General features: G+C 62.5%; 6 protein-coding genes and 1 pseudogene. 6 read left to right on the top strand and 1 reads right to left on the bottom strand.

Features of this window, described 5'->3' with window-relative positions; translation table 11 throughout:
- Positions 1-417 precede the first annotated feature (417 nt).
- Positions 418-903: an MgtC/SapB family protein gene (locus J7359_RS15000; protein ID WP_209057830.1), complete on the top strand. Its 486-nt coding sequence runs from the start codon at positions 418-420 to the stop codon at positions 901-903.
- Positions 904-1,276: 373 nt separating this feature from the next.
- Here J7359_RS15000 and J7359_RS15005 read toward each other — a convergent pair whose 3' ends face one another.
- The gene (locus tag J7359_RS15005; protein ID WP_209057831.1) at positions 1,277-1,927 is read right to left on the bottom strand and encodes a hypothetical protein; all 651 of its coding nucleotides are present in this window, start codon (positions 1,925-1,927) and stop codon (positions 1,277-1,279) included.
- A gap of 728 nt (positions 1,928-2,655) precedes the next feature.
- Between J7359_RS15005 and J7359_RS15010 the strand changes: the two genes are divergently transcribed.
- The 5 genes and pseudogenes from J7359_RS15010 (at position 2,656) to J7359_RS15030 (ending at position 11,828) form a co-directional block, all read left to right on the top strand.
- Positions 2,656-3,756 carry an HPP family protein gene (locus J7359_RS15010; RefSeq protein WP_209057832.1) on the top strand — a complete coding sequence of 367 codons (1,101 nt, stop codon included), beginning with the start codon at positions 2,656-2,658 and terminating at the stop codon, positions 3,754-3,756.
- 621 nt (positions 3,757-4,377) lie between these two features.
- Positions 4,378-6,630, top strand: coding sequence for an acyl-CoA dehydrogenase (locus J7359_RS15015; RefSeq protein WP_209057833.1), 2,253 nt, complete (start codon positions 4,378-4,380; stop codon positions 6,628-6,630).
- Positions 6,627-7,922: pseudogene (locus J7359_RS15020) on the top strand (acetyl-CoA C-acetyltransferase). The gene J7359_RS15015 and the pseudogene J7359_RS15020 overlap by 4 nt, the downstream one beginning before the upstream one ends.
- A complete protein-coding gene (locus J7359_RS15025; protein ID WP_209057834.1) occupies positions 7,922-9,991 on the top strand; it encodes a 3-hydroxyacyl-CoA dehydrogenase NAD-binding domain-containing protein in 2,070 nt (689 codons plus the stop codon). The pseudogene J7359_RS15020 and the gene J7359_RS15025 overlap by 1 nt, the downstream one beginning before the upstream one ends.
- On the top strand, positions 9,984-11,828 hold the full coding sequence (locus J7359_RS15030) for an acetyl-CoA hydrolase/transferase C-terminal domain-containing protein (protein ID WP_247740439.1): 1,845 nt from the start codon (positions 9,984-9,986) through the stop codon (positions 11,826-11,828). Before J7359_RS15025 ends, J7359_RS15030 begins: the two co-directional genes overlap by 8 nt.
- The last annotated feature ends 822 nt before the right edge of the window (positions 11,829-12,650 follow it).

Consider the following 12,650-nt stretch of genomic DNA (forward strand, 5'->3'; position numbering starts at 1 on the left):
CTCGGAGACCGCGAAAAAGAAGAGGAAGGAGACGCCAATGTTGACCCCGTCATGAACCGACCGACATACTGACAGGCGGGTCAAATCTCGATGACAATGCTGGGTCAGTTCTCAGTGACATCCAACAGCAGCAGGTCATCGACGCAGGTAATACGGGATGCGAGCCTGCATATATGGGGGAAATACCTGAGGTTCGCTGCCGATCAGATCTGCGGACTTTCGTAGGCTGGAGGCAATGGCGACCGCCGGTCCGCGAGCCGACGAAGAGATTCGTGCTTCTGCCTTACCGAGATCTTCCAAGGTATTGAATTCTGTGATGGCGTAGGCCAACTTCAAGCCGCCGCCTGATCAGGCGTCACCAACTTTCGCGCAAATCTCCGGGGCGAAAGATGTGTTTTCATCGAAAACGAGGCACCGATGGACGAACTGATCCGAGAACTGACCGCACCGCCGCTGCCGGGGCTTGGCTGGACCATCGTTCTACTTCGCCTTTCTGGCGCGATCGTGCTGGGTGGGTTGATCGGCTGGGAACGCGAATCCCGACAAAAGCACGCCGGGCTCCGGACCCACATCATGATTGCATTGGCGGCATGTCTTTTTGCCTTGATCACTCTCGGCATGATGATGTCTACAATTGTGGATGACGACAGCATCCGCAAGGATCCGATCCGCCTCATCGAGGCTGTAACCGCCGGGGTCGCATTTCTTGCGGCCGGCACGATCTTCACGCGCGGCAGTGACGTGAAGGGGTTGACTACCGGCGCTGGCATGTGGCTCGCCGGAGCTGTCGGCGTATCCAGCGGACTGGGCCACATCGGTTTGGCCATCGTGGCAACGTTGCTCGCTCTCGCAGTGCTACGCATCTTCGTCATATTGGAGCGCCGCGGCCGGGGCACGGAATGAGTGTCGCCGCCGCTGCGGAGCGTGCTTCTCGAAACTGGCCCGGGACAGTTTTGGGCGAGAAAGGCCGCAGATAACAGATGCGGGTCAAGATTCCCATGCACCAAGAACCCGTTCCAGAGGCAAGCGTAGACAGCTACCTTACAATCAGTTTGAAAGGTAAGCCATGCGTCACCATCGGCTGAAAGCAGTTGTCGGTTGAGGAGCAAGCCATCCTTTGTCGCGAGCTCGGCCACAGATAGAGGTGCGGCAGAGCGTCCAGGATCCCACCCTCTAACGTGGCCGGGAGGGCTGGAGGAACGCTTTGCGCTCCCCCGGCCACCAGCGCATGGAAACGGCGATCCATCGGGCCGTTACCTGACCCGTTCGGATCAGCTTACATGGCTTTGAGTTCCTCCACGGCCGCCATGCAGGCTTCTTCGTCGCCCGATGCCAAGGCGTGATTGGCGCGAGCCATGAGGGCCTCGCGATCGGCATCGCCCTCCATCGAGGAGCCCGCCGAGGCGGCATCGGCCGCGTCAGCGGATTCCGACATCGCCGGGCTTTCCGCACCTGAGTCCGCGTGAGCTTCATCCGCGGCCGTTGGCTCGCCATCCTGCTGCGCCTCGGCGTCCTCCCCGGACATCGCCTTCATCTCCGCGCTTCCGGAGGCTTCTCCTTCAAGAGGAGTATGCGTGCCGTCCTTGGAGATCCCATCGCCAGTTGCAGATGAACCGCCGCCGCTGGTGTCGGTAGTGGCCATTGTCTCGTCGGACGCGCTCTCGCCAGCGCTCGACGTTGCGGTCCCGCCGCTGGCGGTCGTATTGCTCGCATCCGCTGCGGGTTCAGCGCCTGTTTCCGCGGCATCTGCGGACTCGGCGGGCTGTTCGAGGGGCGCCAGTGATCCGTCCTTTGAGATGCCCTGAGTCGTGGCGGCGCCGGCGCCGTCTTCGGTCAGCGAGGCCAATTCCTCGGCGCAGTCGGCATAGGCCCCGGAGCCTATGATCGCCAGGGCGCAACTCGCCATCAATGTCGTGTGCATCTTCATGTCATTTCCTCCCGAAATGTCAGTTGATGCCCGGGAAACGGCGAACTGAACCGATCTGTTCCGTCAGCAGACAAAGATCAGTCGTGCCTCGGCGGCCGGTCGAGAGCCGGTCGATCAGGCCTCAGGACTGCTAGCGCCATTCTCCAAACCGGAACTTGCGCCCCCCGACCGCGCGCCGCGACATCGGCGAGACCTATGTCAGGTCCGCACGTCTAGCTGACGTTTTCGAGAACCGGCTCGTGTCTGTCCGTACTCGCCTTTTCGATAACGTATTCTGCTGCATAGAGGTGCAACGGCGTTGGCTCGCCGTGCCGGCACTCCAGTGCTTCAAGATCATCGGCGCCGCCATCGAAGGGATCCTAGTCTTGGCAGTTATTTGGGAGTGCGGTGCCTTGGCTGAAGATTGCAGTCATTCTCAACTCGGACATCTGCGTTAGTGGCCCGGAGAGATCACGCGCGCCAGGCTCTCTGGTGCCCACCGTCCACAAGCCGCAGGATCCGGCCTCGGGCATCGTTCGCCAAAAGGCACGACGGCCGATGGCAGGCGGGACACACCGAGCAATCACGCGTTTCGATCTTGGTTTCTTCGCAGGAGTTCCGTTCCGGCAATCAGGAAGAAACAGGACCAGCTTCCTTTTCATCGGACATGGCCATTCACATTCCGATGACATTTGAGGCATAGGCATACGAATCTGCTCGCCCTTTATGCAGATAAGGAGGCCTCTCATATGCGGGCATGGTATCATCTCTCTCCAGCGCTGCCGGCCTCCCACGGCCTTGAGCAGTTGCGTGCCGGCGTCGGTGCACTGCTTGGGATCAGCCTGTGCGCGCTGATCGTGAGCTTGGGCGCCAGACTGGGGGCATCGTCATTCTATCTGATAGCACCACTTGGGGCGACGGCAGTGCTTGTCTTCTGCGTTCCTAACTCGCCCCTCGCCCAACCATGGTCGGCTGTCGTCGGCAATGTGACGGCAACACTCGTCGCTATCTTCGTGCTCCAGATCGTTCCCGCCCCGTGGTCGGTCGGCGTCGCAGTCGGCGCGGCGATCACCGCCATGATGTTTGTCCGGGCGCTCCACCCGCCGGGAGGAGCCGTGGCATTGCTCACCGCCCTCGATCCGGGTGCGGTCCTGGAGGTAGGACCGCTTTTTGCCTTGATGCCTGTTGGACTGACCACAGCCGTGCTGGTCCTTGTCGCCATCGTCTACAACAGGTTAACCGGGCGGGTGTATCCGTTCCGCCAGCCCGAAACGGACCAGACCCGCGGTCCTGCGCCACGTCTGGGTCTGACGACCGAGCAACTCAGCGAACTGCTCGACCGATTCAACCAGTCGACCAACCTTGGTGTGGCAGACCTCGGCCGGTTGCTGGCCGCGGCCGAAGCAGAAGCGGCCCAGCATCGCTTTGACGGCACGACGTGCGGCGACATCATGACCACCGATCTGATTACGGTCCGGCCTGGCACGCCGCTCCCGAAGGCGGCGCGTCTGTTCTGCAGCCAGGCCATCAAGAGTCTCCCGGTCGTAGATGAAGATATGAGGTTACAAGGTCTTTTGCTCCAGGCAGATCTTCTCCGAGCCGTTGCCACACACGACCGTTCGGCGGCCTGGCTGCAGAGATCTCAGAGTCGCACTGTATCAGACGTGATGCGATCCGCCGACAATACGGTGACCGACAGTATGCCCGTTGGTGTGCTCCTCAACAGGTTGGCGGCGCAGGGAAGCGAAGTCGTTCCCGTGACACAGAAGGGGCGACTTGTAGGGATCCTGACCCGATCTGACATCTTGCGTCTGCTGCTTGCTGGCTCGGACGAACGTTCCGCCGCATGAGGACCGCTTGAAAGACAGGTGTTCGAGAAGCCCCCAAACCTTCGACCTCATCGGCATTCGGAGCGGGCCGAACCTCCGTCCCTGGAGGCCTTTCTCACGTGCCGCCCGTGCTCGAATCCTGCTTCGGGTGGTAATCGAGGAGCACGCGCTGCTCCACTTCCTTACCTGCTCCTTGGACTGCCGGATGAACCACCGATATCGTCCATCCCCTCTCCTACCGATGGCGAATGCGCGTGAGACGCCAAGCCGGAACAGTGCAGCCGACGGCAAAGTTGATTGTGAAGTTCATCCGCCGGCGCAAACGGAAGCACCATTCGGAAGATCAGGATCGTGCCTGAAGGGCTTAGCGGCGAGGAGAGCTTTACTAAGATCTGCCGGCGAGACGGAATCGCGATCTTCGCCGTGAGCCTGCTCACTCGCGACCGCTTGCTGGTGCTGGTTTCGCTGGCGCACCTCGCCATCGCCCTTTGCTGGTTGCGGTCTCGTAGCACGGCATCTGAACCGGCCAGGAAGGGCCAGATCCTCTTGCCCTTGACGGGTTGGTCTTGACAGCTTTGCTTGTCATCCTGCCCGTCGGAACCCCATCCGGTCGACTGACGTTCGATCAGTGGAGGGGCTCCTATGACAGGACTGCGCGCTCGGATTTTGACCAAGCCGATTCACGGTTGGGCCAAGGGGGCACTGCCCGCCCTTTCCCAGACCGAAAGCGAAGCATTGACGGCCGGTGAAGTCTGGTGGGAGGCCGAACTGTTTTCGGGCAACCCGGACTGGTCGAAACTCCTCGCCGTCAAGGCACCGCAGCTCAGTGCAGAGGAGCAGGGCTTTCTCGACGGGCCCTGCCGCGAACTCTGCCACATGATCGACGACTGGCAGATTAACCACGTGGCCGCCGACCTGCCCGCCGAGGTCTGGAGTTTCCTTCGCCGGCACAAGTTCTTCGGCATGATCATTCCCAAGTCGCATGGCGGCCTTGGCTTTTCTGCCTTCGCCCATTCCGAGATCATCCGCTACATCTCCACCCGCTCGGTGGCGGCCGCCGTCACCGTGATGGTGCCCAACTCGCTCGGCCCCGGCGAACTGATCCACCAGTTCGGCACCGACGATCAGAAGAGCTACTGGCTGCCCCGACTGGCCGATGGGCGCGAGTTACCCGCCTTCGGGCTGACCAGTGCCGAGGCCGGCTCGGACGCCTCAGCGATGGTCGACGAGGGCGTGATCTGCAAGGGAAGTTGGGACGGTGAAGAGGTGTTGGGCATTCGCCTCAACTGGGCCAAGCGATATATTACGCTCGCTCCGGTCTCCACTGTTCTTGGCCTCGCCTTCAAGCTACGCGACCCAGCCGGGCTGCTCGGCGATATCGAAGACATCGGCATTACCTGCGCGTTGGTTCCCACCAACCTCGAGGGCGTCGAGACCGGCAACCGCCACCTGCCCTCCTCGACAATGTTCATGAACGGGCCGACCACAGGCACCGATGTTTTCATCCCGCTCGAGAATATCATCGGCGGGCCGGAATATGCCGGGCGCGGCTGGATGATGCTAATGTCGGCACTAGCCGCCGGACGCGGCATCTCTCTGCCCTCGATGGGCTGCGCGGCCATCGCGCTCTCGGCCCACACCACCGGAGCCTACGCGCGCATACGCGAACAGTTCAACCTGCCGATCGGCAAGTTCGGCGGCATCCAGACCCCCATGGCGCAACTCGCCTCGGACGCCTACGCCATGGATGCCGCGCGCCACCTCACCTGCGCCGGACTGGACGAGGGACGCGCGCTGTCGGTGATCTCGGCGATCATAAAGGCTCATGCCACCTACAGGATGCGCGATGCGCTCAACCATGCGATGGATGTGCACTCCGGCAAGGCGGTCATTGACGGCCCTTCGAACTACCTTCAGCCGCTCTACCGCGCCGTGCCAATCGGCATTACCGTGGAAGGCGCCAATATCGTCACCCGCTCGCTGATCATCTTTGGACAGGGCTCGATCCGCGCCCATCCGCACATGCTCGACAACATGATGGCCCTCCAGGAGGACGACCCGGAGACATCGCTAAACGCGTTTGACAAGAGCTTCTGGGCCCATGTCGGCCACACGACCAAAACGATGTTCCGCGCCTGGAGCCGCGCACTGACCGGTGGTCGATTTGCGCCTGCTCCGGATGCCGGGGCGGCCGTGCCGATCTACCGCGAGCTGTCGCGCTGGTCGGCGGCTTATGCGCTTACCGCCGATTTCGCTTTCCTCACCCTGGGCGGCGGGCTCAAGCGCAAGGAGATGATCTCGGGCCGGATGGGCGACATCCTGTCGGAAATGTACATCCTCTCAGCCGCACTCAAGCGGTGGGAAGATGAGGGCCGCCAGCAGACCGACCTGCCGGTGCTGCGCTTTGCCGCCGCCGAGGGATTCAAACGCATCCAGACCGCGCTGGACGAGGTGATCGCCAACCTGCCTGCCCGTTGGGTCACATGGGTGCTGCGCTTTTTCACCCTGCCCGGCACCACCCGCCGCGGCGCTGACGACCGCCTGACCGAGGCAGTGAGCGCGCTGATCTATGAGCCCTCCGAGGCCCGGAACCGGATCACCGGTCGCGTCTTCGAGGGTTGCAACCGCGACGGCGTACAAGTGCTCAACCAGTGCTACGCCAAGGTCGTCGAGTTGGCCCCGGTAATGAAACGCCTGCGCGATGCGAGGATGCCGCCATGGGAGGCGGTCGAGGCGGGCATCCTCAGCGAGCCCGAGTTGGCCGAGATTGAGGCGATGCAGGCGCTGGTGAATGAGGTGGTCGCGGTCGATGACTTCACGCCTGGAGCGCTGGCCGAGCTGTACCCGGTTCGAACGCCAAATCGCGGCCCCGCCCCACGGGAGGCTGCGGAATGAGCGGACATACCACCCAGCGCGTCTTTATCGTCGATGGCGCGCGCACGCCCTTCCTCAAGGCCCGCAGCGGGCCGGGCCCCTTCACTCCCGTCGACCTGGCGGTGCAATGCGGTCGCCCTCTGCTGGCTCGCCAGCCCTTCGATCGCACCGCGTTCGACCTGGTAATCTTGGGCTGTGTCAATGTTATCGCCGATGAGATGAACCCCGCCCGCGTCGCTTCCCTGCGATTGGGCCTCGGCGAGCAGATCGTGGCCTTCACCATGCAGATCAATTGCGGCTCGGGTATGCAGAGTATTGACACCGCTTACCGCTATATCCGCAATGGCTCCCACCAGATGATCCTTGCTGGCGGCGCCGAGGCGCTGAGCCATTCGCCCCTCGTGCTTCGCCAGTCCGCCGTCGAGTGGTTCGGCAGGATGAACACCGCAAGGGGTCCTCTCGATCAGGCCAAGGCGATGGCGGGCATCCGGCCCGAGTTCTTCAAGCCCGTTATCGGCCTAGAACGCGGCCTGACCGACCCGATCACCGAGCTGAACATGGGCCAGACAGCAGAGATTTTGGCCCACCGCTTCGGCATCTCCCGCGAAACCGCCGACACTTATGCCATGCAAAGCCATCACCGGCTGGCGGCCGCCTAGACCGACGGACGGCTGGCCGATGAGGTGATGCCCGCCATCGACCGCGACGGCACCGTCTACGACCACGATGACGGCGTGCGCCCGGACAGTGACATGACTGGCCTCGCCAAGCTGAACCCGGTGTTCGAACAGCCTCATGGTAAGGTGACGGCGGGCAACTCGAGCCAGATCACCGATGGCGCGAGCTGGTGCATCCTCGCCTCCGAAAGGGCGGTGGAGGCCCACGGGTTGACCCCTCTGGCTGAGATCAAGGACAGCGAGTGGTCCGGGCTCGATCCTTCTATTATGGGTCTTGGACCGGTGCTCTCGGCCACGCCCATCGCTCAACGCCACGGCCTCGGGGTAGTGGACATTGACCTCTGGGAACTGAATGAGGCCTTCGCCGCGCAGGTACTCGCTTGCCTCGCCGCATGGGCGGACGACGACTTCTGCCGTGAGGTGCTGGGCTATGAAACCGCCTTCGGCCAGATCGACCGCGACAGCCTGAACGTCGATGGAGGGGCTATTTCCCTCGGCCACCCGGTGGGTGCCAGTGGCAACCGAATCGTGCTGCACCTCGCCAAGGCGATGAAGGCGCGCGGTGGACGGCTCGGCATCGCGACCGAGTGCATCGGTGGAGGGCTCGGCGGCGCGATGCTGCTGGAGGCAGTGTAATGACCGGACATGTGCTTGAATATCTTGGTGAGGTGAAGCTGGAATTGGGCGGTGCAGGGGGCCGTGAGGGTAGCTGGCGCGTAGGGCGCGACCAGGATGGCATCCTCTGGTTAGCACTGGACAAGGCCGACAGCCGGACAAACACGATCTCGGAAGCTGTGTTTCGCGAGCTGGATAGCCATATCGCCGCCGCCGAAGCCGATCTACCAAGGGGCCTGGTGATCCGCTCGGCCAAGCCCGGCGGGTTTGCTGCGGGCGCCGATATAGGCAGCTTTGACGCCATGTCCAATGGAGGAGCGACGGAGATTTTAAGCCAGGGCCATGACGTGCTCGACCGGATCGAGGCGCTCAGGTGCCCGACGATCTGCGTGGTGCATGGCACCGCCCTCGGCGCGGGCTTCGAGCTGGCGCTGGCCTGCGACACCCGCTTAATCACGCCCGGCGCATCCTTCGGCTTTCCCGAGGTTCGACTCGGCCTTCACCCGGGTCTCGGCGGCACCTTCCGCCTTACCGCCCTGATCGATCCGAGCGAAGCGATGAGACTGATGCTCACCGGAAAGACGGTGCACACCGGGAAGGCCAGGGATCTATGCATCGCCGATGCGGTGGTGGAGGAGCGCCATGTCGCCGCAGCGGTTCGGACCGCCGCGAGGGGGGAGATCAGGCCGCAATCGCCGGGACTCAAAGCACGGGCACTTAATATCGAGCGGGTGCGCAGCTTTGCTGTTCGCCAGATGCGCAGCGAAATCGAGAAGAAGGCGCCCAAGGTTCATTATCCGGCACCCCATGCACTGATCGACCTGTGGGAAGAGCACGGCGAGGACCGGGCTGAGATGCAGAAGGGCGAGATCGCGTCCTTCGCGAGGCTGCTGGACAGCGAGACTTCGAAGAACCTCCGCCGCGTGTTCTTCTTGCGACAGAGTCTGAAGGATGCGGGAGATGGCGGAGACGGTATTACCCATATCCACGTAATCGGCGCGGGCGCGATGGGAGCAGAGATCGCTGTGATGGCCGCGATAAAGGGCAAGCGGGTGACGCTGAGCGAGGTCGAGACCGAGCCACTTGGGAAGGCCCTGAAGCTGGCTGCGGAAATCTGTGAAGACAAGCACCTGACCCGCATAGAGACCCGAGATGCACTAGACCGGCTGATGCCTGACCCGAGGTGCTATGGTGCGGGCTCCGCTGACCTCGTGATCGAAGCCGCGCCGGAAGATCTGGAAGTCAAGAAAAAGATCTATAATGGACTGGAGTTGAAGCCTGGCGCGATCCTTGCCAGCAATACCTCTAGCCTCTCAGTCGATCATCTCGCGGCGAAAGCACCTGACAAGGCGCGGTTCGCCGGGCTTCATTTCTTCAACCCGGTCTCAAAGGTCGATCTCGTCGAGGTTGTTCACGGTAGTGCCACCGACGAAGTTACCTCACGCCGCTTGGCAAAGTTCTGCCAGGCAATCGGAAAATTGCCCGCTCGCGTGGCCGATTACCCCGGCTTTGTCGTTAATCGCGCGCTCACCCCGTATCTGATGGAAGCGATGGTGCTGATGGATGAGGGGGTCCCCAAGGAAGTGATTGACACCGCTGCAATGCGCTTCGGAATGCCGATGGGGCCGGTGACGCTGGCCGATCAGGTCGGGCTCGATATCGCACTGCACGTGGCGGAGTCGCTGCGCAACAGCCTTGAGAAACCCATGGCCGAGATCTCCGACAGGCTGCGCGAGAACGTCGAAGCTGGGAAGTTGGGCAAGAAGTCCGGCCAGGGTTTCTACGACTGGTCCGATGGCACGCCCTATCCCCGTGCCAGCCTCGACGACGCTCCCGACGATCTCACGGACCGACTGATCCTGCCAATGCTGAACGCTTGCGTGGAGGTTCTCCACGAGGGCGTGGCCGAATGCGCAGATCAGGTAGATCGCGCGATGATCTTCGGCACGGGCTTCGCGCCCTTCCGCGGCGGACCTATGCACTACGCGAAGAGCCGTGGTGTCGAAGAGATCGTCATCCGTCTGAAGGCGTTGGAGCAGGCTCATGGCGCGCGCTTCGCTCCGAATGAGGGATGGTCCACCCTTGGCTGAGCAATTGCAGCGCTTCTCCGATGCCGACGCGATGGCCCGCGCCCTCTACGAAAATGTTGGCGGAGAAATCCGCCTCGCCCTGCCCCTCGGCCTCGGCAAACCCGTCACGCTCGTCAACGCGCTGAGCCGCGCCGCCGTCATAGATCCCAGACTGAAGCTCTCGATTTTCACTGCGCTGACCCTGCAGCGTCCGGCACCCGGCTCCGATATTGAGCGGCGCTTTCTCGACCCGGCCGTCGACAGGCTCTTCGGACGCTACCCCGCTCTGCACTATGCTGAGATGATAAAGGCTGGCGGGCTGCCCGACAACATTGAGGTGTCCGAGTTCTTCTTCCAAGCTGGCAACTGGGTCGACAACGCCTATGCCCAACGACACTACATCTCGGCCAATTACACGCACGCCCGCGACGTGCTGATCGCGCAGCGGCCCAACGTGCTGGCGCAACTGCTCGCGCGGGACGGCGATCGCTTCAGCCTGTCGTGCAACACCGACATCTCCTCCGACCTCTTCGAATTGCGCCGCAAAGGCGAGATGGACTTCGTCGCCGTGGGCGAGGTGAACAAGGCGCTGCCCTTCATGCAGGGGCCTGCCGAACTCAAGCAGGAGGCGGTGCAGATGCTGCTCGATCCCGCCGAGCCGTTCGAGCTGTTCTCGTTGCCGCGCCGTCCTGTTTCCGACATCCAGCACGCCATCGGCCTGCATGTCGCGCGGCTGGTGCCCGATGGCGGCACGCTTCAGATCGGGATAGGCGCCATTGGCGATGCGGTCGCGAACGCGCTGCTCGCCCGGGATCGCGGTGCGCTCGACCCGCTCTGGTCCGATGCCCCGATGCCGCTGACCGGCGAGGAAACCGCCCCCTTCGACATCGGACTCTACGGCGTCACCGAAATGCTCGTCGGCGGGATGCTTGCGCTTTTCGAGCAGGGAGTCATCCGCCGCGAGGTGGCGGGAGCCGCCATCCACGCCGGGTTCTTCGTGGATGCGCGCGACATGTACGAACGTTTGCGCGCGATGCCGCCCGGGCAGCGGGCGAAGATCGCGATGATGCCGGTCAGCTTCACCAATGCACTCTACGGCGACGAGGCGGCGAAGCGCGCGGCGCGGTGCCATGCGCGCTTCGTCAACGGCTGCATGCAGGTCAGCCTGCTGGGGGACGCGATGTCCGATGCGGCAAAGCCCGGCCAGATGGTCAGCGGCGTGGGCGGGCAGTTCAACTTCGTCGAGCAGGCTTTCGCCCTCGAAGACGGCCGCGCCATCCTGACCCTGCCAGCCACCCGCTACAGCAAGGGCAAGGTTACGTCCAACCTCGTCTGGCAGCTTCCCGTCACCACCGTGCCCCGCCACATGCGCGACATCGTGGTGACGGAATACGGCGCGGCGCACCTGCGCGGGGAGAACGACGAAGAGGTGATCAGACGCCTCATCGCGATCGCCGACAGCCGGTTTCAGGACGCTCTATTGAAAGAGGCCCGGAATGCTGGCAAGATCTCCCCCAGCTACAAGGTTCCCCCTGCGCAGCGGACCAACACTCCGCAAGCGATCGCCAGCTGGCTCGCCCCGTACCGGGGATCCATTCTTCCCGGTTTCCCCCTCGGAACCGATTTCACCGCAATCGAGAAATGTCTCCTCCCTGCCCTCTCGGTGCTCCGCAAAGCCGAGGGAAACACTCGAGCCCTGATCGCGCTTATCTTGGCGTCCGTGATGAACCCGCCCAGTCCTGCCGAAGGGGAGGCAATGGAACGGATGGGTTTCGAACCCGCACCCCGGATTGCCGAACCACTTCAGGCGCGAGCTCTGCGCGGCGCTTTGCGTACATGCCGTCGGTCAGCCGTATGACGGGTTTCCTTGGTTGTGCCGATCGACTGTTTCGACGCTTCCGGTTATCTGAAGAATGGACTCTACTAGGCAGTCCCTGGGTGTGATGCTCCCTTTTTCGCCTTCCCCAGAAGAACAGCTACTGGCGCTTGTCCGCGAGCAAAGATACAACGATCTTGGCCCAGGACAATCGCGTACGACATAGGGGGTGGATCAAGCCTGTCGCCCCATCGCGTGCGTGCTCAAGAACAGAGCCTTGTGCGGAAAGTCAACGATCTGCCGTCAAGCAACGGTGATCCTGAGCGAGGAATGGAGAGAACACAAGAATTTCGGGCGTCACCACAGCGCATTGGTCCATCTTCCAGCGACTCCCGAAACCAACGTCCAGATGGACCAAGGGTGACTATACTTAAGAATGACGAGCGCCGGTACAAGCGCTGCAACCGGATCGCGATCACGCTCGGGCGTCTCAGGGATTAGAATTTGCCTCTCGAGCCGCTTTGACCGCCGCCCAAAACTCTTCCTCTCAGCCATCGGCCTTGCGATTTTCGACAGCTAACGGTTCTCAATCTTGACTTTAGATTGCCGCCCGGCCCACAAAGGTCCGGGCGGCCGTTTTGTGAATGAATCAGAGCCAGTATGGAGCGATACCGTAATGGCTGTGCATCCGCTCCTCCCATTCTCGATCCTCATCCCATCTTTCGCTCCGAGCGGGCGCGCCGCTGATTTCTTCTTCACGGATATCCGTGACGAAGCCGCCCTTGCTCACATTGTAGTCGAGCTTGTTCCACGGGTGTCGCGTTGCCCTTAAATCGGCTCTGCCTCAATCTGTGTGGCGCACTA

The sequence above is a fragment of the Paracoccus sp. R12_2 genome, from assembly GCF_017744015.1.
Lineage (GTDB): Bacteria > Pseudomonadota > Alphaproteobacteria > Rhodobacterales > Rhodobacteraceae > Paracoccus.

What these genes read in the sequence shown, in the direction of transcription:
- J7359_RS15000 (WP_209057830.1), top strand. Translation starts at nt 418, where the DNA reads ATGGACGAACTGATCCGAGAACTGACCGCACCGCCGCTGCCGGGGCTT.
- J7359_RS15010 (WP_209057832.1), top strand. Translation starts at nt 2,656, where the DNA reads ATGCGGGCATGGTATCATCTCTCTCCAGCGCTGCCGGCCTCCCACGGC.
- J7359_RS15015 (WP_209057833.1), top strand. Translation starts at nt 4,378, where the DNA reads ATGACAGGACTGCGCGCTCGGATTTTGACCAAGCCGATTCACGGTTGG.
- J7359_RS15025 (WP_209057834.1), top strand. Translation starts at nt 7,922, where the DNA reads ATGACCGGACATGTGCTTGAATATCTTGGTGAGGTGAAGCTGGAATTG.
- J7359_RS15005 (WP_209057831.1), bottom strand. Translation starts at nt 1,927, where the DNA reads ATGAAGATGCACACGACATTGATGGCGAGTTGCGCCCTGGCGATCATA.